The 22,112-nt window shown below is 52.6% G+C and carries 24 protein-coding genes; 5 read left to right on the top strand and 19 right to left on the bottom strand.

Annotated features, from left to right (window positions below):
- Positions 1-306: 306 nt before the first annotated feature.
- The 7 genes from O3276_RS07660 to O3276_RS07630 form a co-directional block, all read right to left on the bottom strand.
- The gene (locus O3276_RS07660; protein WP_269675101.1) at positions 307-1,095 is read right to left on the bottom strand and encodes an IclR family transcriptional regulator; all 789 of its coding nucleotides are present in this window, start codon (positions 1,093-1,095) and stop codon (positions 307-309) included.
- 167 nt (positions 1,096-1,262) lie between these two features.
- A complete protein-coding gene (locus O3276_RS07655) occupies positions 1,263-1,715 on the bottom strand; it encodes a DMT family transporter (protein WP_269675100.1) in 453 nt (150 codons plus the stop codon).
- The gene (locus O3276_RS07650) at positions 1,699-2,133 is read right to left on the bottom strand and encodes an EamA family transporter (RefSeq protein ID WP_269675099.1); all 435 of its coding nucleotides are present in this window, start codon (positions 2,131-2,133) and stop codon (positions 1,699-1,701) included. The genes O3276_RS07655 and O3276_RS07650 overlap by 17 nt, the downstream gene beginning before the upstream one ends.
- 252 nt (positions 2,134-2,385) lie before the next feature.
- Positions 2,386-2,649: a hypothetical protein gene (locus O3276_RS07645; RefSeq protein WP_269675098.1), complete on the bottom strand. Its 264-nt coding sequence runs from the start codon at positions 2,647-2,649 to the stop codon at positions 2,386-2,388.
- On the bottom strand, positions 2,607-3,752 hold the full coding sequence (locus O3276_RS07640; protein ID WP_269675097.1) for a 3-hydroxyacyl-CoA dehydrogenase family protein: 1,146 nt from the start codon (positions 3,750-3,752) through the stop codon (positions 2,607-2,609). The genes O3276_RS07645 and O3276_RS07640 overlap by 43 nt, the downstream gene beginning before the upstream one ends.
- Positions 3,721-4,428, bottom strand: coding sequence for an enoyl-CoA hydratase/isomerase family protein (locus O3276_RS07635; RefSeq protein ID WP_269675096.1), 708 nt, complete (start codon positions 4,426-4,428; stop codon positions 3,721-3,723). Before O3276_RS07635 ends, O3276_RS07640 begins: the two co-directional genes overlap by 32 nt.
- Positions 4,429-4,466: 38 nt before the next feature.
- Positions 4,467-5,669 carry a 3-oxoadipyl-CoA thiolase gene (locus O3276_RS07630; protein ID WP_269675095.1) on the bottom strand — a complete coding sequence of 401 codons (1,203 nt, stop codon included), beginning with the start codon at positions 5,667-5,669 and terminating at the stop codon, positions 4,467-4,469.
- 307 nt (positions 5,670-5,976) lie between these two features.
- Between O3276_RS07630 and ttcA the strand changes: the two genes are divergently transcribed.
- From ttcA to O3276_RS07610, 4 genes are all read left to right on the top strand, one after another.
- The gene (gene ttcA / locus O3276_RS07625) at positions 5,977-6,888 is read left to right on the top strand and encodes a tRNA 2-thiocytidine(32) synthetase TtcA (RefSeq protein WP_269675094.1); all 912 of its coding nucleotides are present in this window, start codon (positions 5,977-5,979) and stop codon (positions 6,886-6,888) included.
- Positions 6,889-7,001: 113 nt separating this feature from the next.
- Positions 7,002-7,211, top strand: coding sequence for a hypothetical protein (locus tag O3276_RS07620; protein ID WP_269675093.1), 210 nt, complete (start codon positions 7,002-7,004; stop codon positions 7,209-7,211).
- Complete coding sequence (locus O3276_RS07615) at positions 7,156-8,832, top strand: ankyrin repeat domain-containing protein (RefSeq protein ID WP_442876593.1); 1,677 nt, start codon at positions 7,156-7,158, stop codon at positions 8,830-8,832. The genes O3276_RS07620 and O3276_RS07615 overlap by 56 nt, the downstream gene beginning before the upstream one ends.
- Positions 8,833-9,303: 471 nt before the next feature.
- Positions 9,304-9,633 (top strand): TraR/DksA family transcriptional regulator, encoded by a 330-nt coding sequence (locus O3276_RS07610; RefSeq protein WP_269675091.1) that lies wholly within the window; start codon positions 9,304-9,306, stop codon positions 9,631-9,633.
- 49 nt (positions 9,634-9,682) lie between these two features.
- Here the strand turns inward: O3276_RS07610 and O3276_RS07605 are convergent, their stop codons facing one another.
- From O3276_RS07605 to hemN, 4 genes are all read right to left on the bottom strand, one after another.
- A complete protein-coding gene (locus tag O3276_RS07605) occupies positions 9,683-10,159 on the bottom strand; it encodes a hypothetical protein (RefSeq protein ID WP_269675090.1) in 477 nt (158 codons plus the stop codon).
- A gap of 198 nt (positions 10,160-10,357) precedes the next feature.
- Positions 10,358-10,915: an adenine phosphoribosyltransferase gene (locus O3276_RS07600; protein WP_269675089.1), complete on the bottom strand. Its 558-nt coding sequence runs from the start codon at positions 10,913-10,915 to the stop codon at positions 10,358-10,360.
- A gap of 79 nt (positions 10,916-10,994) precedes the next feature.
- Positions 10,995-11,753, bottom strand: coding sequence for a fumarate/nitrate reduction transcriptional regulator Fnr (gene fnr / locus O3276_RS07595; RefSeq protein ID WP_269675088.1), 759 nt, complete (start codon positions 11,751-11,753; stop codon positions 10,995-10,997).
- 514 nt (positions 11,754-12,267) lie between these two features.
- Positions 12,268-13,662, bottom strand: a complete 1,395-nt coding sequence (gene hemN / locus O3276_RS07590; protein ID WP_269675087.1) for an oxygen-independent coproporphyrinogen III oxidase — start codon at positions 13,660-13,662, stop codon at positions 12,268-12,270.
- Between the two features lie 429 nt (positions 13,663-14,091).
- Between hemN and O3276_RS07585 the strand changes: the two genes are divergently transcribed.
- Positions 14,092-14,544 carry a hypothetical protein gene (locus O3276_RS07585; RefSeq protein ID WP_269675086.1) on the top strand — a complete coding sequence of 151 codons (453 nt, stop codon included), beginning with the start codon at positions 14,092-14,094 and terminating at the stop codon, positions 14,542-14,544.
- A gap of 191 nt (positions 14,545-14,735) precedes the next feature.
- Here the strand turns inward: O3276_RS07585 and O3276_RS07580 are convergent, their stop codons facing one another.
- From O3276_RS07580 to ccoO, 8 genes are all read right to left on the bottom strand, one after another.
- A complete protein-coding gene (locus O3276_RS07580; RefSeq protein ID WP_269675085.1) occupies positions 14,736-15,452 on the bottom strand; it encodes a sulfite exporter TauE/SafE family protein in 717 nt (238 codons plus the stop codon).
- Positions 15,433-15,609 (bottom strand): cbb3-type cytochrome oxidase assembly protein CcoS, encoded by a 177-nt coding sequence (gene ccoS, locus O3276_RS07575; RefSeq protein ID WP_163373184.1) that lies wholly within the window; start codon positions 15,607-15,609, stop codon positions 15,433-15,435. The genes O3276_RS07580 and ccoS overlap by 20 nt, the downstream gene beginning before the upstream one ends.
- A 2-nt stretch (positions 15,610-15,611) precedes the next feature.
- Positions 15,612-18,188: a heavy metal translocating P-type ATPase gene (locus tag O3276_RS07570; protein ID WP_269675084.1), complete on the bottom strand. Its 2,577-nt coding sequence runs from the start codon at positions 18,186-18,188 to the stop codon at positions 15,612-15,614.
- On the bottom strand, positions 18,188-18,823 hold the full coding sequence (locus tag O3276_RS07565) for a FixH family protein (RefSeq protein WP_269675083.1): 636 nt from the start codon (positions 18,821-18,823) through the stop codon (positions 18,188-18,190). The genes O3276_RS07570 and O3276_RS07565 overlap by 1 nt, the downstream gene beginning before the upstream one ends.
- A 3-nt stretch (positions 18,824-18,826) precedes the next feature.
- Positions 18,827-20,230 carry a cytochrome c oxidase accessory protein CcoG gene (gene ccoG / locus O3276_RS07560; protein WP_269675082.1) on the bottom strand — a complete coding sequence of 468 codons (1,404 nt, stop codon included), beginning with the start codon at positions 20,228-20,230 and terminating at the stop codon, positions 18,827-18,829.
- A gap of 147 nt (positions 20,231-20,377) precedes the next feature.
- Positions 20,378-21,274 carry a cytochrome-c oxidase, cbb3-type subunit III gene (gene ccoP / locus O3276_RS07555; protein ID WP_269675081.1) on the bottom strand — a complete coding sequence of 299 codons (897 nt, stop codon included), beginning with the start codon at positions 21,272-21,274 and terminating at the stop codon, positions 20,378-20,380.
- On the bottom strand, positions 21,267-21,494 hold the full coding sequence (locus O3276_RS07550; RefSeq protein WP_269675080.1) for a cbb3-type cytochrome oxidase subunit 3: 228 nt from the start codon (positions 21,492-21,494) through the stop codon (positions 21,267-21,269). The genes ccoP and O3276_RS07550 overlap by 8 nt, the downstream gene beginning before the upstream one ends.
- Entirely contained in the window at positions 21,494-22,108 is a 615-nt protein-coding gene (ccoO, locus tag O3276_RS07545; RefSeq protein ID WP_269675079.1) for a cytochrome-c oxidase, cbb3-type subunit II, read from the bottom strand. Before ccoO ends, O3276_RS07550 begins: the two co-directional genes overlap by 1 nt.
- Positions 22,109-22,112: the final 4 nt, after the last annotated feature.

Here is a 22,112-nt window from a genome sequence, read left to right as displayed (position 1 = left end):
GGTGTTTGGACCCGGTTATCCCACTCGTTTCCTTGCCTGTGAAAAGAGTTGACGTCTATCCATACGGAGTATTGAGAAGTAGCAGGATTCATTATTGATACCGTTTTTTATTATTAAATTCATGTATCGAAGATTTCAGAGCTTTGTGATCTTAGCCTGAGAATATGGTTGGAATCAATATACAGTACTGCACAGCGAAATGCGAGTTCGATTTTTTTATTTTATCTCAATCAAGTGCTACGTACTCGTTCCCACGCGGAGCATGGAAACGAGGATAGGACAGTATTCAAACCGTGTTATTTATGGTTATACCCCGGTAGCTTCAATATCCCGCACCACATGAACCAGCTGTGGCCCCAATGACTGCATGATCATCTCATCGGAGATAAGGTATTTCGGACCACCGCAGTTGATTGCCATAACCCGGCCGTCCAGAAGTTTGAGCGGGACAGCAACGGCATTAACATCTTTGCTCCAGTCGCCAAGGGATGTACAGAAGCCTTTTTCCTGATATTCATCAATAGCCTTGCTGATGCTTTTTTGCCAGGCTGGCCAGTGATCACCAGAGTACTGCTCCATCAGTGACAGAATCTGCTGTCTTTCGTGGTCTGACAGACCGGCCAGAAAGGCACGTCCGGAGGATGATGTTGCCAGTGGCAATCTTGAGCCAACATCCATGCGCAGAGCCTGTGTTTTTTCATTGCGACAATTCTCAACGTAAATCATCGACAGACGCTCGCGGATGGTCAGCCCTACAGAGACATTGGCTTGAGTGGCCATTTTTTCCATATAAGGCTTGGCAATTTTGCGTACGTTGAGATTGGAGGTGTAGGCGTAACCCAGTGCCAGCACACCGACGTCCAGTTGATATTTTTCCAGATGCTTCGAGTAGGTGAGATAGCCTAGCTGGGTCAGTGTATAAGTCAAACGGGAGATGGTTGGTTTGGGCAGCCCGGTAATTCTGGCAAGGTCCTGATTGCCGAGAACGCCGCCCTGTTGACTGAAAGCCCGCAGCAAATCCAGGCCACGTGCCAGCGCCTCAACGAATTTCCTGTCTTTCTCCCCCTTTCTCTCTTGGCAGGTCAATAATTTCATTCATATGCGGTGTGTCTTCTACTATTGTGTACGCTCTGCAAGGGGTGGAGTTCCGCTCCCTGCAAATTAAAGGCCATTATCAATACGGGTTAAAGGATTAAACATTTATAACATAGGTAAATCAGAAGTATCGGGTAAATCTCCGGGGTTTGCCGGTTAACATCCATCTATTGTTGCCTGGCACTGCTGCTGTTCCAGAACGCCGTAAGCAGCCCGGCGGCAATGACCAGCAGAATTCCTGTCAGTGCAAACCCGTCGGGAATATGGTTCCAGATCAGCCAGCCCATAATTCCTGAAAATACAACACCGGAGTAGTTTATGGGTGCCACGATGACGGCACTGGCAAGTGTCAATGCCCGGGTATAACACCACATGGTCAACGAGATAGAACCTCCAATATAGAGTAAATAGGGCAGCGTCCAGTAAGGAATAGGCTGCCAGTCAAGGATGGCTAGCGGGATGCTGCACAGAAACGATATCAAAAAATAGTAAGACAAAATCACATGGGTCGATTCCGTGCCTGAAAGGACCCGGGTGCTGACCATGGAAAGCGCCAGGAACACGCCGGACAGCAACCCGATGATATGCCAGTATTCAATGCCTTCAGCGTCCGGTCGCAAGATCAGCAGAATACCCAGGAAGCCAACAATAATAGGCAGCCACTGCCCCCCCCGGAATGGTTATTTTTAGCCAGGCCCAGACAAATAATGGGACAAATAACGGTGCTGTGTTACGCAGCAGAGAGGCGTCCACCAGGGGGATATGTTGAATCGCCAGATAGTAGGTAAAAAAACACAGCCAGCCGGAAATCCCCCGGACAGCATGAATAACCGGGTGTTTTGTATACCAGTTGTGAAGAGGGTGTTTCAACAGCAAAGGGATAAGAATAAGAAGGCAGATGCCGTACTGAAACAAAACAACCATAGAGATGGGAACTGCATCGGCTACTACCTTGGTGGCAACACCCGCGGTAGTGGATGCCAGTGCTGAGAGCAGGGCAAAGATTATCCCTTTCAGAGTGGCATATTGGTCATTCATATTGGATAGTTAACTGCCTTGTGCCTGCCAATTTTTCCATGGGTTGACTGGTAATCTTTTGGCTGGTCGGTTTTATACGGCGATAATTGTCTGTCTTGGGGCAAAAAATTGATGTCGTATAATATTGGGTTTTTCTGAAAATACCATAACAGCCTGGGAATAATCCCAGGCATCTATGAAGGTTATAACTGCCAAGTCATGCCTGCTCTTTTTCCCATTGAGTCAGGCTTTTGTTGTCGGTGACCAGCGTTTTCAGCAGTGCAGAGGGTGTCCAGTTCTGCTGGCCGAACTGTTCGCCAAACTGGCAAATTCTGGCATAGACTTTTTCAGGCCCCGGTTCTCTGCAAGCGCCATTGGGCCGCCGCGATAGGCTGGAAAGCCGTAGCCAAAGATATAAACCACGTCGATATCGCTGGAGCGCTGGGCAATCCCTTCTTCCAGAATGTTAAAGCCTTCATTGATCAGCGCTAAGGTCAGTCGGTCAAGAATTTCCTCGTCGCTGATCTCTCTTCGCACAACACCCTGTTTTGTGGCTTCTTCTTTATTACCCGAAGGATGGTTTCATCAGAACTCCGGGCCCGTGACGCGGGATCATACTGATAGTAACCGGCCCCGGTTTTTTGCCCCAGCCTGCCCATGGCTACCAGTCGGTCAGCAATGCAGTAGGATCTGGGATCGCCTTTTTCCTCGTCGGACAATCCCTGGCGGGCCTTATAACCGATGTCGATACCGGCCAGATCACCCACAGCCAGTGGCCCCATGGCCATGCCCCAGTTCTCCATGACCCGGTCGATCTGTTCCGGGGTTGCCCCTTCGATCAGGCATAATTGCGCTTCTCTTGCGTATGGCCGCAGCATTCGGTTGCCAATAAAGCCGTAACAGACACGGGAGAGGACCGGTACCTTGTTGATCTGTTTGGCAATGTCCATGGCGGTTGCCAGCACCTCGTCCGAGGTCTTGTCGCCCCGCACCACCTCCAGCAATTTCATGACATTTGCCGGGCTGAAGAAGTGCAGTCCAATCACGTCTTGTGGACGACGGGTCACGGCGGCGATGGCATCGATATCCTGATAAGAGGTGTTGGAGGCAAGAATAGCGCCGGGCTTGCACACGGCATCAAGTTGTTTGAAAACGGTTTGTTTGATGGCCAGGTCTTCAAATACCGCCTCGATCACCAGGTCCACTTCCGCCAGGTGGTCATAAGAGGTTGTGCCACGGATCATCCCGAGCCGTTTTTCTGCTTCGGCCCCGGAGAGCTTGCCTTTATTAACGGTGATACCGTAGTTGCTGGCAATAATATCCTTACCACGTTGCAGGGCTTGTTCATCAATCTCCAGCAGAGTGACGGGAATACCGGCATTGGCAAAGTTCATGGCGATCCCGCCGCCCATGGTGCCACCACCGATAATACCCACCGATTGAATCGCTTTAGCCCGGGTTTCTTTCGGCAGGCCATTAATTTTTGCAGCTTTGCGCTCGGCAAAAAACAGGTGTCGTAATCCCTGTGACTCAGGTGACAGAAGACACTCAACAAACAGTTTCCGCTCAAGCTCCAGCCCCTTGTTGATGGGTTGGTGAACGGCCGCTTCAACACAGGCGACGATTTTTTCGGGGCGCAATCTGTCCCCGGGCACGTTTGGCCAGCCTGGCCCGGTAGGCATCGAACAAGCCCGGCTCTATTTGGGCAGGGTCAATGGTTATATCACCCACGCGCCGGACTTCCGGTTTGTCAGCCAGCAGGGTGTTGGCAAACTCGATGGCACCGGTCAGCAAGTCGCCCTCAACCAATGAATCGAGCAGCCCGATACTTTGCGCCCTGGCCGCTTTCATGGGTTGACCAGACGTCATCAGATCCAGTGCGTTTTTTACCCCGGCCAGACGGGGAGCCCGCTGTGTGCCACCTGCGCCGGGCAGCAAACCCAGTTTGACTTCTGGCAAACCTACTTTGGCAGAAGGAACTGCAATGCGGTAATGACAGGCCAGGGCGACTTCAAATCCGCCACCAAGCGCCGTGCCATGGATAGCGGCAATCACTGGTTTGGCCGATGCCTCAATCAAATTGACCACATCCGGCAGCGATGGCTCCATGGGCATTTTGCCAAACTCGGAAATATCGGCACCGGCAAAAAAGGTGCGCCCTGTGCAGATGATAATTAACAGTTCGGAGTCATCGTACTGAGCCTTCTCAATGGTGCCTTTCAGGCCTTCACGTACCGGCTGGGAAAGGGCGTTGACCGGTGGGTTATTGATGGTGATAACACCAATTTTGTTCTGCAAATCATAGGTGACAGTCATAAATTCATTCTTATTGTGGTAAAAAAAAAGTCAGTGCATCAAACTCTTTCGATGACTACCGCAATGCCCTGGCCGATACCGATACACATGGTCGCCAAAGCGTACCGCCCGCCCGTGCGTTCCAATTGACGCAGCGCACTGAGCACGATTCTTGCGCCACTGGCACCCAGCGGGTGGCCAATAGCGATGGCACCACCATTGGGGTTGACCCGGGCATCATTGAAATCAATCTCCAGCAGCTTCATGCAGCCTAACGCCTGGGTTGCGAAGGCTTCGTTAAATTCCAGAACATCCATATCTGCCAGTGTCAGTCCGGCCCGTGCCAGGGCTTTGCGTGACGCTGGCACCGGACCAAGCCCCATGACCCGTGGCTCAACACCGGCAATCGCACCGGCAAGAATCCGTGCGCGGGGCCTGATACCTGCCTTCTCCCCGGCCTGTTGACTGCCAATGATCAGTGCTGATGCACCGTCGTTTATGCCGGAAGCATTACCTGCACTGACCACACCGCCTTGAAACAGGGGGCGCAAATTTTGCAGTGCCTGTATCTCTGTACCTGGGCGTGGATGTTCATCAAGACTAACGACAACTGGCGGTTTCTTGCGTCCTTGCGGTGCTTCTACCGGAATAATTTCATCGACAAAATAACCGGCTGAACGGGCGGCTTCATATTTAGCCTGTGAGGCAGCTGCAAAAATATCACTCTCTTCGCGGCTGATGCCAAGGTCGGATGCAATGTTATCAGCGGTTTCCGGCATGCTGTGGCCACCAAACTGATCGACAATTTTCGGATTGGTGAATCGGGCTCCCATGGTGGTATCAGCCAATACCTGACCACGGTCAAACGCTGATGCTGCCTTGGAGAGCACCATCGGGGCCCGGCTCATGGATTCAACGCCGCAGGCAATAAATAACTCACCCTCGTTGCAGCGAACAGCCCTGGCGGCATCCAGTGTTGAGGCCAGGCTTGAACCACACAATCGGTTAACGGTAATGCCACCGGTGGCCATGGGCAGGCCAGCCAGCAAACCGGCAAAGCGGGCAACATTTCGGCTGTCTTCACCGGCCTGGTTGGTGCTGCCTGCGATAACGTCTTCGTATTGATTCAGGTCGAAAGCATTGCGCTGAATGAGAGTCCTGATGATGTCACCCAACAGGTCATCCGGACGGATCGATGAGAGCGCCCCACCGTGTCGGCCGAAAGGGCTACGACCACCGTCGTAGATATAGGCATCGGACATGCTGTTACTTCCTTATTATTCTGCTGTGCGGAATTTGGTTTTAAATATATTGATTTTGCTTTTGTTAATCAATACCGGGTTTTATCTATTTTCAGTGACTGCTGACGTTAAGTCGTTTCAAGTTGTGGGTCTTGAATGGCTCGGTGGATACCTTCCCGGGGTGGGGATATCCCATAACTTATTCCATTTGAGCTGGTTTCAGAATCCCCTGTAGTGAAAGTCCGTAGCGGGATAGCAATCGGTCTGATTGGTGAAAGATTGACAGATAGTTATAATCAAATTTTTCTTTAGACTCCCTCAGGATAATATGACGACTTCTCTTTCCGGAACGGCAAAGACAGAATTTAACAAGCTGCAAAAAAGGTTGCGCCGCCACGCAGGTCAGGCTATTGAAGAGTTCAATATGATCGAGGATGGCGACAAAGTGATGGTCTGTTTATCGGGTGGCGCTGATAGCTACACGATGCTTCATATTTTGCAGAGTCTCCAGAAAAGTGCACCGATAACCTTTGATTTAGTGGCGGTGAATCTGGATCAGAAACAACCGGGCTTTCCTGAGCATATCCTGCCGGAATACCTGGATGGCCTGAATGTTCCTTATCATATTATTAACAGGGATACCTATTCGGTGGTTAAGTCGAAGATACCGGAGGGTAAAACCACCTGTGGTTTATGCTCGCGCTTGCGCCGTGGCACTTTGTACGCCTTTGCCGAAGATATCGGCGCAACCAAAATTGCCCTTGGCCACCATAAGGACGACATCGTCGAGACCATGTTCCTTAATATGTTTTACGGCTCCCGGCTGGCCGCCATGCCACCCAAGTTACTATCAGACGATGGCCGGAACGTGGTGATTCGCCCTTTGGCTTATTGCCGCGAGAAGGATATCAAACGGTTTGCTGAACAAATGGCGTTCCCGATTATTCCATGCAACCTGTGTGGCTCACAAAAGAACCTGCAGCGTCAGAATATCAAAGCCATGCTGGCTGAGTGGGAAAAAAAGAACCCGAGCAGGATCGAGTCAATTTTTACGGCTATGCAGAATATAGCGCCATCCCAGATGGCTGATACTGGGCTGTTCAATTTCAAGGATCTTGCAATGGATCGTTCTGGCGAGCGCAAGTCCTATGAGCATGAGGACAATCAAACGATCTTTTCCGGGAATATTCCTGATCCAATCGATACCGATAATGACATGGTAAAAATCATTACTATTTAGGGCCTGTTGACGTTCAATTCAGATCAGACTGCAACGGTGCGCCAATAGCTGGCAGGACAGCTTCTGTGCTGCCTTTCAGGAACCAGCCCACAATTTTTCTGTCAATAGTGTTTATGAAATCACCGGTTGTCCATGAATTCAACCGGGTACACGGTGACCTGAATACTGATGGAAAATTCAACTTCTCCAGTTTCCAACCCGACAAGGCAACCATTAAACGATGTCTGTCCGATTTGTCTGGTTGGCTTGTTTGGACACAACAGGGTAGTGATTACCCCTTGTCGCCATCGCTTTCACGAGCGATGTGTGACCCCCTGGCTTAACAGCCGGCAGTTGTCCAGACGAACTTGCCCGGTCTGTCTTAATGCAGCAGTGCCACTGATGCGAGAGGGTGGGGCGAAGCTCTATGAGTACTCAGTGTACAGCGAATCAATGCCCCTGAGTTGCTGTCGCTCCGGAAACCTGGCACAGCTTCAGCAATTGCTGAGCCTGGACCCGAGTATTGTCTTTGCCCTGTTTCGTACCGGTGACACAGGTCACCATGTCCGTCTGCTGTATATGGCCGCCAGCAATGGGCAAATAGGTTGCGTCAGGGCTTTGGTGGCAGCGGGGGCTTCGCTGGATGTCCCGGCCATCAATAACGGCATGACCCCACTGCACATTGCCCTGGTCAATGGCCACCTTGATGTGGTTAATTTTCTGATTCAGTCCGGTGCGGGTCTCAACATGACTAACCGGGATGGTGATGCAGCCCTTCATCTGGCAGCCAGGCTGGAAGATGGTAAGTTTGCCGAAGCATTGGTTCTGGGAGGGGCAAACCCTGCCACCAGGGACAGTGATGACCGAACGGCACTGCATATTGCTGCCCTGGAAGGCCGTTGTGAGTGTGCCAGGATACTGGCCCGGAACCCGGGCATTATTGATACCGTGGACAGCCGTGGCAGGACACCCCTGATTCTGGCGACCAAGGCCGGCCACAGGGCGGTTATGGATATTCTCATCAGCAATGGGTGTAACATGACCATAGCCAGCCGTCATGGCCGGGTGGCAGTTCACCATGCGGCCACCGGTGGTCATGGCCACTGCCTGCGATTACTTGCCGATAAAGGTGCGAACCTTGACGCAGTGACCCCCGTTGGCAGAACGGCGATGCATTACGCTGCCATGCGAAACCATAGTGAATGTCTGGAGATCCTGATTGATAACAACGCCAACGTTGAGGCGTTGGTCAATTGTGGCTGGAATGCCCTGCACCTTGCTGCTTATCATGGACACCTTGAAAGCGTGCAAACCCTGATCCGCAGGGGGGCCAATATCCAGGCCTTTACCAACGGCAATAGCGTTATGACAGCGCTGCACATAGCCACCCGATGCAACCATCTTGGGTGCGCCAGGGTCATCGTTGAGGCTAACGTGGATTTTTCGGCAAGGGACTCGGCTGGCAACACGGTGTTACACGACGCCGTCATCAACGGCAGGTATGTGTGCCTGCGCCTGTTTATTCGCTCCGGTGCTGATCCTGACATGACCAACGCAGAGGGTCAGACCGCACTGCATCTGGCGGTGCTTAAACACCGTTGCAATAGCCTGAAAGCCCTGGTCCAGGCAGGTGCTCAGCTTGATATTAAAGATAATTCCGGCCGTACGGCCATGCACTATGCCGTTGATATGTCCTTTATTCATTTCTCCTTTAATGCTTCCCTGAGCCTGCTGATTCGAGCGAAGGCGGATCTGAATATTCCCGATCAAGACGGCAATACCGTTCTGCATCTGGCGGCATTCAATGGCAACCTGAAAGTTGTCAGGATGCTGTTGAATGCCGGCGCAGATCATCGGGTGAGAAACAGACATGGCAGGACTCCTTTGGTACTTGCCAGACAGCTTAATCACACATCCTGCATCGCCTGGCTGAAACGGCTGCCTTATTTGCGGCCACCGCAGTAGGGCAGCTTATTCTCGGGCAGGCTCCTAGACGGGCGCTATTCTCGGACAAGCTCCTAGTACATGGTTTCACTGAGTTTGACGGGTTGTCGTGCTTCCGCACTCCGTTCGCCCTGAGCCTGTCGAAGGACGGAAACTCCGGACTCTGATAGATCGTGCCAAGCACCCTTCGACTCCGCTCAGGGTGAACGGAGATCGTACACGTCAAACTCATTGAATTGATGTACCAGGTGGGAAAATGTTTTTCCGGATTGAAACTGAATATTACGTTTACGGTATCAATGATCTACTATTTGAATTCATGATTTTGGAAAGAATCAGTACGCCGCAGGTTGGTAATTACTTTATCCGTTTTTGTGAGTGGGGATAAGGTTCGTCGGCGTTGTTTTATGGTAAAGAGTGACCTTTTGACACAACCATTGTTTATAGAATAAACAGCAGGATTCTACAGTATTTTTGTGCAGGGGTAGCAAAATGACAAATCATGATAAGTGGCAGAAATGGTTGATGGCTCGCAGGGATGAGCTGAATACGCGTCTGGGTAAAATTAAACAGGATGCTTCCCGAAAAAACAGTGCCGACTGGTCTGAGCAGGCGCAGGAACGGGAGAATGATGAGGTTATTGATGCACTGGGTAACGAGGCGGTGATTGAACTGGGTAAAATTAACCGCGCCCTTGATCGTATAAATGAGGGCGATTACGGTTTCTGCCTGTCCTGCGGTAAGGAAATTCCGGTTCAGCGCCTTGAGGTTATGCCTTATGCTGACCTCTGTGTTCAATGTGCTGAGGCCAAGGGGTTGTAGGGGAGCATCCATCATCAAGGCGATAAGGGAGCAGGCAGGCTGAATCCTGTTATGCCGGTTTGGCTGCAGCCTGGTTAAAGTACGTTGACTCCTCTGTGGAGCAGCCTGATTCAATAATCATCTTTTGATAGCTTTCGCAGAAGCTCTGGAGTGTTCCGGGGTTTCTGCTGTGGAAGTGCTTTTGCCATAATCTGGCCATGGCAGTGATGTCTTCTTTATCAATATCTTCGATCTGAATACCGCAGCGGTGATAGATAAGCCAGGCAATGGCGGTGGCGTAAACCAGGTTGGTCGCCAGTTCATGATGGGGGTGGGAAAGAAACTCCCGCTGGCTGGCCAGTCCCCGGACTTTGCTGGATAAGTCAGCGTTCGGGGCCAGAAACAGGTCCCAGATATTGCGGTGCATGCGTGGGGAAATCTGATAGATACCGAGCGCCTGGTGATTGGCCTGTTTCAGATGAAAACCAAGCCCGGACTCTCTGGCCGCGGTACCAAGCAGCAGGTTCTCAGCAGTAGGGCTCCACATACCCAGATGCTTGAGTGCGGGGCGAACAACATAGTGCCTTAGTTCCTTGGCGCATATTCCCATTTGCAAAGTCCTTTTTCCGGGTAGATCCCGGTCTGTGCGTCCTGTAATTGCGGGAGTGGCTCTCAGATCCAGACATTGACCCTGGATCTAAGAGACATATCGTATCATCCCTGAAATTCTGAACTGAGGGTGGTTTTACTCACCGGCAAAATTGCACAGGGCATAGGTTGGAATGCCCGCCGCATTGAGTCTGTCAGCACCCTTGAGGTCTGGCAGGTTGATGATAGCTGCAGCTTCCAGTGTGCTGGCTCCTGCTTGTCGGATCAACTGATCGGCAGCCAGCAGTGTGCCTCCGGTGGCGATAAGGTCATCCACCAACAGAATGTTTTCACCGGGCTTAATGGTGTCTTCATGCATTTCCAGTACGGCTTTACCATATTCAAGGTCATACTCGACACTGAGGGTTTTGCCGGGCAGTTTGCCTTTCTTGCGAAACAGTGCCAGCGGCTTGTTCATGATATAGGACAGTGTCGAGCCAAGCAGGAAACCGCGGGCATCAAGCGCGCCAATGCGATCAAAAGTCTGGTTCTCATAACGCTGAACCATGACATCCACGGCCTTACGCCAGGCTTCCGGGTTTTCAAACAGTGTGGTGATATCCCGAAACAGGATGCCTTCATGGGGCCAGTTGGCGATGGTTCTGATTTGCGTTCGCAGATATTCCTGAACGGATGAACATTCGTTTGTATGCATGGGAGGGAGCATGCCGCTGTCAGTCAATGGATAAAAAGGAAGAAGCCACCTCAAAGGGTAGCTTCTTTAGAGGATAAAGTCAGGCGTTGGTAGCAATAGGGTTGGGTTCCAGGGTTTTTCCCCCGGCCAGGGCACAGAGTTCAACCGAGTTGCGAATTTCGATTTCCTTGCCCACGGCGGAGATCAGGCCGTTTTTCTGGAATCGGGTAAATACACGACTAACCGTTTCTACCGCCAGGCCCAGGTAGTTCCCCATCTCATTTCTCGACATGGACAGACGGAACGACTGCGAAGAAAAGCCCCGGCGACGAAAACGGCTGGCCAGGTTAATCAGGAAGGTGGCAATACGTTCATCGGCGTTTTTCTTGGACAGCAGCATCATCATTTGCTGGTCTTCACGGATACGCTTGCTCATCAGGCGCATCAGATGTCGGCGCAGTTCCGGGAATTGATCGGAAAGGGTTTCCAGTTGCTCAAAAGGAATCTCGCAGATCATGGTGGTTTCCATCGCCTGGGCCGACACCGGATAGGTATCCGTATCCATACCGCTCAGGCCAAGAATTTCGCTGGGCAGGTAAAACCCGGTGATTTGTTCCTCACCTTCATTGGTCGCTGTGTAGGTTTTGAGAGCCCCTGAGCGAACAGCAAAGACGCTGGTAAAGGGGTCACCTTCCAGAAACAGGTGTTCGCCTTTTTTCAAAGGACGCCCACGCTTGATAATGTGATCCAGCTGATCGATATCCTTAATGCTCAGTGCCAGTGGCAGGCACAGTGAGCTGAGGCTGCAGTCTCTGCAAGCCACATGGCTCGGCTGTCGGACGTTGGGCTTTGACGTCATTGAGAGGCCTCAAAGTCGTATTTGGCGAAATTCGACACTGTTTATGGAAAACCAAGTGTATGAAAAGTATTACCGGAGTGTAAATCAGGTATGTACGCAACCGGGCAGACCCAGGGTAGGGGTTTGGTGCTGCTTTAGCAATGCGTCATAAACTGCGGTGGTTCCGGTGAGCTTTCATCTGCCGTGTCGTCTATCCAGCCCAGGGCTGACCCTGATAATAGTATGGTCATGGCTCCTGGTGGTTGTATGTCTTTATCCCTGGAAAATCAATCTGACATTGTCTTATGTCACAGGATTAAATTTTCGTTCGTGGTATTTAACGGACATGACAGATTTTGCACTTATGTTTCAAGTAAATCAATGTGATAGTGGTGGCAAGTCGTCGTCAGTTTCAGTTTTTTGCTGATAAGCCGGTGAGCTGCAGAGAGGTTTCGGTTCTGTGCGGGATGATCAGTCATTGTCGGTACTGGCGGGAGAGGGGCTCCGGAGCCTGGTGATTGCTCCGGAGTGCTGCTCAGATAACCTTTGAGTAGAGCGTCTTTTCTTTCATTTCCGGTTGATGGAGATAGTGGTCGAACTGCATACAGATGTTACGGATCAGCAGCGTTCCCTTCGGCAGTACTTCCAGCAAGCCATCGCTATTGAGACTGATCAGGCCGTCCGCCCTCATCGGCTCCAGTCTTGCCAGCTCATCCCGGAAGTAATCCCTGAATTGAATATCAAACCGCTGTTCAATATCGCTGAAATGCAGTTTGAAGTGGCAGATCAGCTGGGTAATCACTGCCTGGCGGACTTTGTCATCAGCGGTCATCTTCAGACCGCGAACCATTGGCAATTGCTGTTCATTGAGCATTGCACAGTACCGGGCTTCATCGGTGCTGTTCTGAATATAAGTGTCGCCTACCTGGCTGATGGCAGACACGCCCATGCCGATCAGGTCGCAATGGCCATGGGTGGTATAACCCTGAAAATTCCGGTGCAGCGTGCCATCCTCCCGGGCCATGGCCAGTTCATCGTCTGGCAGGGCAAAGTGATCCATGCCGATGTAGATGTAGCCCTGATCCAGCAGCTTTTCCGTGGCCTGATGCAGAATGTCCAGCTTCATTTCCGGCGCTGGCAGATCCTGCTCATTGATCCGGCGCTGCGGCTTGAAGCGGTGGGGCAGGTGGGCGTAGTTAAACAGGGATAGCCTGTCCGGGGCCATATCAACCACACGATCGATGGTTGCCATAAAACTGTTGGTGGTCTGGAAAGGCAGGCCGTAAATCAGGTCCATGTGTACCGAGCGGAATGCCATGACTCTGGCAGCATCAAGGATGGATTGAATCATGCTTTCAGGTTGAACCCGGTTAACGGCTTGCTGAACTTTGGGGTTCAGGTCCTGAACGCCCATGCTGATCCGGTTGAAGCCGAGGTCCCTCAGGGTGCCCATCATGGGCCAGTCTACTTCCCTGGGGTCCAGTTCAATGGAGTAGTCTGCGGTATCGCTTTGGGTCAGTTGGAAGTGCTGGCGGATATGCCCCATCAGATCCGTCATCTGATCTCTGCTCAGAAAGGTCGGTGTGCCGCCGCCAAAGTGGAGTTGCTCGACCCGCTGTTCCTGACTGTAGAGTGCTGCCTGCATCTCTATTTCACGAAACAGGTATTCCAGATAACTATTGGCGCGCCCACGGTGTTTGGTGACTATTTTATTACAGGCGCAGTAATAACAGACATGGGAGCAGAACGGAATATGAAAGTAGAGTGACAGGGGCTTGATGGCCCTGGCACTGGAGTGGGCATTGTGCTGATATTTCTCAATATCAAAGCTGCCATCAAACTGCACCGCCGTGGGATAGGAGGTATAACGCGGGCCTGAGTGGTTGTATCGGTGAATCAGGTCTTTATCCCAAACTGGTGCGGTATTCATTATTGCTCTCGGTAATCTTCATGTCTTATTAGTCAGTGTGTTCGCCTTCTGGTCGGTCTTTTGTGCCGGAAAGGGTAAGGCAAAAACAGTCGGTATTACGTCATGATGTTTTTGGCTAGTTTAGAAAGATTTTCAAGGTTGTTCTTTGATCGGTGTCAATAGGTATGAACCGAACCGGCATGCCTTGGTGGTTCGTCTTTAGGGCAAGTGATGAGGATTGTGTCCAACGTGGCGTGAAGCTGTTGAGGTAGGCTATTGTATCTGCCATCTGGTTATTAATCGAGCAAATAATGCCCTGGCTGGCAGGGTTGTGCTGAAAAGGGTCTGATGGATAGTGATCGGTGAGTTCATTGAATGTGCTATTTTTGCTCTTGGATCATAAAAAGTCACAAATATGTCCTGGTCACTGATCAGACAGGAGGAGTCATTATGGGTGCAGACATACATATGTATGCTGAATTCAGAAATAGTGCCGGGCAATGGGAAGAAATCCCGGGTTACGAACCTTTTTCAGATCGCAATCGTCATGTCTTTTCATTCTTTTCCGAGGGTTTTGTCAGAAGCGATTATGACTGGGGCTCCTGGCATGTTACTCCGTATCCCATTATTGAGGAGGCTCGTGGGCTGCCCGGGGATGTCAGTCTTTCCATCAAGGCTAAGTCTGATGAATGGGGAACGGGTGGATCTGGCCACTCCTGGCTGTCTGTTGATGAATTGGTTTCTTACGACTACAACAAGCCTTTAAGAGAAAGGAGCGTTGATGTTCCAGAAGAGTTTGCCCAGCTTACGATCAGGGAATCGTTGGGGGAAAAATATTTTTTGGAGTTGGCTGAGTTGCAGAAGCAAAAAGCGGAGCGTCTCGTCTTTTGGTTTGATTTCTGATTCATAACTTTAAGAGCCTCCTAGTGCAGCTAAGCGCTGTTACCCATACCGTTCGTCCTGAGCTTGTCGAAGGGCGGAACTCCGGACTCTGATAGATCGTGCCAAGCACCCTTCGACTCCGCTCAGGGTGAACGTGGTGTACGGGTAATAACGCTTGGCCGCACTAGGAGGCAGAACTTTTTTTCCTTTTATCACATATGGTGGTGGTGCAGCATGGACATCAACCACCTCTGGTGTGCGCCGGGCATAGACCACAAGCCAAAAAGGATAATCAGCAACCCCGCCAGGTTGCGGGTGATACTGGCTTGAATAATGCCGCTGAGCTGTCTTGAGAACGCACCCAGCAGGAACACTGAGGGTATGGTGCCAATACCGAATGAGGCCATTAACAGCGCACCCTGTACCGGTTGTCCCTGGCTGGCGCTCCAGGCCAGGGTGCTGTAGACCAGGCCGCAGGGTAACCACCCCCAGAGCATGCCAATGGTAAGGGCATTGGGAAAATTTTTGATGGGCAGCAGTGCTTTGGCCTTGGGCTGGATATGTTGCCAGAGCTTATGCCCAATCTTTTCCAGGTGTGTCAGACCACGCCACCAACCGCTCAGATAAAGCCCCATGGCGATCAGCATAATGGCCGCAAAATAGCGCAGTCCCATCTTTACTGCCGGGCTGATACCGCCCAGATACCAGCCAATGCTGGCCAGAAGGAGACCAGCGATGGCGTAGCTGGTAATCCGTCCGAGATGATAGGTCAGCATCAGCCAGAAGATCTGTGCACGGGACTTGCCTGCCAGGGAGAGGCTGAGGGCGGAGGTAATGCCGCCACACATGCCGATACAGTGGGCGCTGCCCAATACGCCCAGGGTTAATGCGGAAAGTAAGGTGGGGACTTCATTTATGGTCATGTGCATTAGCTTTTGCTATCTGTTGAGGCTCATCAAAAAGAATGCTGTGGGCTGGCCCTTCAAGGTCGTCAAACTGACCGTCGTCTACTGCCCAGAAGAAGAGTTTGATCGCTACAGCGATCAGGATCAGGGCCAGAGGGATCAGAATAATCAGGCTTTCCATGGTCAGGCAGCTCCTCTGGGTTCAAGGTGGGCGTAAACGTCTTCTGACTCGGTCGGTGTTTTGGGCAGTTTTCCCGGGCGGTTCAGTCGCAGGGCGTTGGCCACCACAATCAGTGAGCTGAGCGCCATGCCGGTAGCAGCCATCCATGGGGCAATCATGCCTGCTGCGGCCAGGGGCAGGGCAGCAAGGTTATAGCCAAGGGACCATGCCAGGTTTTGCCGGATAATTTTTCGCGTTCTTATGGTCAGGTTAAAGGCATCGGCCAATCGCTCAAGGTTGCCGGAAATCAATACTGCATCGGCACTGGTGCGCGCCAGGTCTGAGGCGTTGCCCATGGCCATGGAGATATCCGCCCCCGCTAAAACAGGAACATCATTGATGCCATCACCGACCATCAAGACTTTGTGGCCCTGACTCTGCAGCGTCTGGATATAGTGCAGCTTGTCATCCGGGCTGCTTTCAGACTTCCATTGCCGTATACCCAGGGATTCAGCGGTTGCCGCCACCACCGGCTCGGCATCACCACTGAGCAGGGTTACGGTTTTGCCCATCTGTTGCAGCCGTTGGATGGTGTGGGCGGCCTCAGGGCGCAGGCTGTCGGTAATCCTGAACCAGCAGAGCGGTTGCCAGAGTTTCTGGTCAGTACTTTCTGACATCAGCAACCACTGTCCATCCTGTTCTGGCGTTGCCACATTGCTGGCTGGGCAGGCAAAGTCAGGCCTCCCGATACGATAACGGCAATTGCCAATGGTGCCTTCTATCCCCTGGGCAAGATGGTTTTTCACCTCGTGAGCCTGCTCATGCAGTGACTCAACGGTGTAGAAAAAGGCTCTGGCGATAGGGTGTTCAGAGTGTGCTTCCAGGGCTGCTGCCCGCTGCAGCAATGCTTCTTTTGAGCTGTTGCCGTTAGCAAGAGGAACCACCTGGCTTAACGACAGCTCCCCTTTGGTTAAGGTGCCGGTTTTATCAAAGATCACATGGTCGATGGTTTTCAGGCCTTCCAGAACATGACCACGGGTCACCAGCAGGCCAAGGCGGTGCAGATAGCCGGTAGCCGCAGTCAGGGCAGCGGGGGTGGCCAGGGACAGGGCGCAGGGGCAGGTCACCACCAGAACCGACAGGGTAATCCAGAACGCGTCTTGTGGCGCAATGCCGGACCAGCCCCAGTACACACAAATGGCCACCAGCAAAACACAGGCAACAAACCAGCCGGCCACTTTATCGGCAATTTTCGCGATGGCGGGCTTATCCTGCTGTGCCCGTTGCAGCAGCTGGATAATGCCGGCTACCCGGGTCTCTTCGCCCACTTTGCTCACCTTAAGCTCAATGGGATGGTCCACATTGATACTGCTGCACAGCAGTGTGTCACCGGGCTGCTTTTCGATGGGCAGGTACTCACCGGTCAACATGGCTTCATTCACGCTGGTGGAGCCACTGATCAGAATGCCATCTGCGGGAATGGCATCACCGGGAAGAACTCTAACTTTGTCGTCTGGTTGCAGATCGGCCACCGGGACGCGCTGATAGTGACCATTGACTTCTTTCAGGCAGCTGGGCGGCAGCAGGTTGGTCAGCGCCCGTGCAGCCCTGGCGGTTGCATGGCGGGCACGAAGCTCAAGGTAGCGGCCGGTCAGCAGGAAGAAGGTAAACATGGAGACTGAGTCATAGTAGACTTCGCCAGAGCCCTCAGCGGTGGAATAAAGAGAGCCCTCAGCGATGGAATAAATAGAGCCATCAGTAAAGAAATAAACGGAGAAGGTAGCCCACAGGCTGGCCAGATAAGCGCCACCAATGGCAATGGATACCGGAACATCCATGCCGAGATGCCGTATTTTGATATCCCGCCAGGCTGCCTTGAAGAAGGGCGCAGCAGAGTACAACACCACAGGCGTGGCAATCACGGCGCTGAAGATCCGGATCAGGTCCCGGTAAATGTCCGGCATATCGTCACTGATGGCACCGGAATAGAGGGCGATGGCGTACATCATCACCTGCATGGCACCAATACCGGCAACGGCAAGCCGTCGTATAAAGGTGCGGTTTTCGTTTTTCAGCAGGGCTTCCTGCTGGTCGGCACGCCAGGGGAACGCCTGGTAACCGATTTTGTGAATTTCCAGCAGAATGGTACTTAAGGGGATCTCGCTGTTATCCCAGGTGATCTGTGCCTCATGGGTGCTGAGGTTAACACTGGCCCGGGCAACACCCGCCAATGCTTCCAGATGGTTTTCCAATAACCAGATACAGGCGGCGCAGGTGATGCCGTCTATCAACAGACTGGCAGTGAGGTGGTTATCCTGGCTTTGGGAAGCTGAGTCTGCGGGTCTGACAAAGTCCTTTTGTACCTCTGCACGGTCATAGATCTGCAGTTCTTCCTGAAGTCGCTGATTCAGGTCAGTGACCTGGTTGGCGCTTTCGGTACGGTGCCGGTAATAATTCTCCAGACCGCCGGCCACGATGGCCTCGGTCACGGCCTTGCAGCCCGGGCAACACATGGGCTGCGCTGTTCCTTCAACGTCTGCAAAAAATACCACCGGCTGGCTGACCGGCAGTGTGCAATGAAAGCAACGGGTATCGGTCATCAGGCATCCGGGTTTTTCAGGGTAATTGGTGTTCCAGGTGAGACGACGGCCTCCAGGGTAATCTTCCAGCCGGTCTCATAGCCCACTTCCGGAATCAGCTCATCCAGGGTTTCCAGTTGCAGGTAGTAACGGCCGGTAACCAGGGCGTCCAGCTGGCCGACATACATTGGGTTTTGCCCGGGTTGTGCCGGGCTGGAATCTGCGGCTGATTTGGCGCTGATGCCAAAGGAGCGGTTCAGCACAATGGTTTTGTCTTTGTCTTTAAATACCGGAGAAAGAAAGCTGAGTTTAAGCTGCCCGGGCCACACTTCCGGATTTCCCCGCATCGTCACCCGGACTTCGCCGATCAGTTCATCAATGGCCAGTGTACCGGCAACAGCCAGGCTTCGGGCATTGTCAATCCGGGTCATGTCCTGGTTGATGGTTTTGCCGTTTTTGTAATAGTCATCAATCACCACGCTGTCCTGATGGGTAAAGGCGGTGTAGACCTGAAAGCCGCCCCAGGCAAAGGTGACCAGCAAAATACCCACGATGTACCAGGCCCAGGGTTCCCGGTACCAGGGGGTAAAAGGTTCCCTGTTGGTGGCAGGCTGGCCGCCTGCCGGGTTAGCTCTGCTGGTGGTTGATTGCGTCATGGTTCAGGGTTTCCTCTCTGGTCCGGGCATCATAAATCGGCTTTCAGCGGTAATGGCTTCCAGTCCGGGCTGGCTGGAACTGATGCTGAAGCGAACCGGCCGGGTGCTGGGGGCACCATCAATCAACGGTGCGATAACCCTGATGATTTCCTGTTGCACACTGCCCGGCTCTGCCACAATGGCGGTTCTGCCCGCTATTTTCAGATTCTCGATACCAGCCACCCGTATTCTGATGAGATGGGGTTGCTGGTCTTTGTTAGCGACTTTCAGTGTGTAGATATTTTCTACCTGGTCATCATTGATGACCCGGAACAGGACATTTCTATCCCTGAGTACTTCCAGCTCCAGCGGCATTCGATGGCTAACGCTGAAGATAAACAGGCAGATCATGATAAACAGTGCTGAACCATACCCGATCAGTCGGGGACGAAGCCAACGGGTTTTCTGGCCGGCAAGTTCGTTATCGGTGGTATAACGGATCAGGCCTTTGTCGTAGCCCATTTTGTCCATAATAGTGTCGCAGGCATCGATACAGGCGGCACAGCCGATGCACTGATATTGCAGCCCATCACGGATATCGATACCGGTAGGACAGACCTGCACGCAGACACTGCAGTCCACACAGTCCCCCAGCCCCATGGTTTTGTGATCAGCGCTTTTCTTGCGTGGGCCACGCTGCTCACCGCGATGTTTGTCGTAAGCCACCACCAGGGTATCGTTATCGAACATAACGCTCTGGAAACGGGCGTACGGGCACATGTGAATACAAACCTGCTCCCGCAGGTAACCCGCATTGCCATAGGTTGCCAGGGTGAAGAAGCCGAGCCAGAAAATACCCCAGGGGGCAACATCCAAGGCAGCGATGTCCAACACCAGTTGCCGGATGGGAATGAAATAACCGACAAAGGTGAGCGCCGTAGCAAAAGCGATACTCAGCCAGAGGGTGTGTTTGGCACTTTTGCGCAGAAACTTCCCGAGGGACATGGGCTCTTTGTCCATCTTCATCCTGCGGTTGCGTTCACCTTCGGTGATGCGTTCTGCCCACATAAATACCCAGGTGAAGACGCTCTGGGGGCAGGTGTAGCCGCACCAGATTCGTCCGGCGAACACCGTCAGTGCAAACAGACCAAAGGCGCAGATAATCAGTAGCCAGGACAGCAGGATAAAATCCTGGGGCCAGTAGGTGGTGCCAAAGATATGAAACTGCCTGGCGGGCAGGTCAAAGAACACGGCCTGACGGCCATTCAGATTGATCCAGCAGGTGCCAAAAAAAAGCAAGAAGAGAAATGTTCCGCCAGCCAGGCGAAGCGTTCGGAAGTGGCCCGAAAAGCTTCTGGTGTAAATCTTTTCAGGCTTCTGATACAGGTCGATCAGTTCCGGTTCCTGGTTGGCATTGTCTGTGTTCATAGAGCCCAAATTTACCGTTAAGGTTTTATTGGAACCACAAAGGCACAAAGTTTTTTCAGGCTTGCCTGAGCCGGGCTTAGCAAAAAAGCTTCCTTTGTGTCTTTGTGCCTTTGTGATTCATAGCTTTTGTCCCTGCGCCTGAGCAGATCACTCAGCCTTGTGGGTCAGGCTGTAAACGTAAGCCGTCACCAGATGAACCTTCTCTTCACCAAGAATATCGTTCCAGGGTGGCATAACGCCGTTTCGTCCCTTGCGGATGGTGTATTCCACTTGCGCCTGACTTGAGCCGTACAGCCAGATATTGTTGGTCAGGTTCGGAGCGCCCAGGGCATGGTTACCGGTACCATCGGCGTTATGACAAACGGCGCACGTCGTACTGAAGATCTTTTCGCCAGCGGCCAGGTCCGCTTCGCTGGCACCGCTATCAATACCAGACAGTTCACGGGTATAGCTGGCAACCTGCTTCACACCGATATCACCGATCACGGCACCCCAGGCGGGCATTTGCCCCTGACGACCATGGGCAATGGTGGCCTTGATGGCGTCCGGAGTGCCACCGTAAAGCCAGTCGTTGTCAGTGAGGTTCGGGAAACCGAAGTTGCCACCGGCATCCATACCGTGACAGAGGGCACAGTTGTTGATATAGACCCGCTCACCCATTTTCAGAGCCCTGGGGTTGTTAATCAGCTGTTCAACCGGAGTGGCGGCGTAACGGGCAAATTCAGGGGCATATTTGCGGTCATGCTTGAGTTGATCCTGTTCCAGCTCATTCACCTGAGTCCAGCCAAGGACGCCTGCCCACTTACCCATACCCGGGTAGAGAATCAGATAGCCGACAGTGAATACCAGGGTGGCGATGAACATGATAAACCACCACTGCGGCAGCGGGTTATCATACTCCTCAATGCCATCATAGGCGTGACCGGTGGTCTCATCGGTCATATCCCTGCGCTGGCCCTTGCGAGTTGCAAACAGAACCCAGGTGACCAGTACCAGGCAGGCGGTGGTCAGCAGAACAATCCACCAGTGCCAGAAATTACTCATCGTTATACTGCTCCTCTTTCTGGGAGTTCTTATGGGTTTCCCGGTGGCTGCCCGGGGCATCGGTATTCTCAGTACCCTCCTGCTGGTCATCAGCAAATGGCAGGGCAGCGGCCTCATCAAAGTCGCCTTTACGTCGGCTGCTGTAGGCCCAGAAGACCACCGATAGAAATGCGACCAGGGCGACCAGTGTCGCCAGTCCTCGAATCGTATTGATATCCATCAGCGCTTACCCGAAATAACAGTGCCTAGTCCCTGGAGATAAGCCACCAGGGCGTCCAGCTCGGTTTGTCCTTTGACAGCATCCCGGGCACCGGCAATATCTTCATCGGTGTAGGGAACACCCAGTGTGCGTAGGGTTTCCATCTTTCTTGCGGTCAGCTTGCCATCCAGCGTGTTCTCTGCCAGGAATGGGTAGGCGGGCATGATGGACTGAGGCACCAGGTCACGTGGGTTAATCAGGTGGGCACGGTGCCAGTCATCGGAGTAACGGCCGCCGACACGGGCCAGGTCCGGACCGGTACGCTTGGAACCCCAGAGGAATGGGTAGTCATAAACGGACTCGCCAGCCACCGAGTAGTGACCATAACGCTCCACCTCGGCACGCAGCGGACGAATCATCTGGGAGTGGCAGCCTGCGCAGCCCTCACGGATATAAATATCACGGCCTTCCAGCTGCATGGCGGTGTAAGGTTTCAGGCCCGCCACGGGCTGAGTGGTCTCTTTCTGGAAAAACAGCGGAACGATCTCCACCAGGGAGCCAAAACTGATGGCAACGACCACCAGTATCACCATCAGGCCCAGGTTCTTTTCAACAATATCGTGTTTGCTCGCCATTATT

This window comes from Endozoicomonas sp. GU-1 (assembly GCF_027366395.1).
GTDB lineage: Bacteria > Pseudomonadota > Gammaproteobacteria > Pseudomonadales > Endozoicomonadaceae > Endozoicomonas.
The sequence above is the reverse complement of the archived record's forward strand: the minus strand, read 5'-3'. Positions and strand labels throughout refer to the sequence as shown.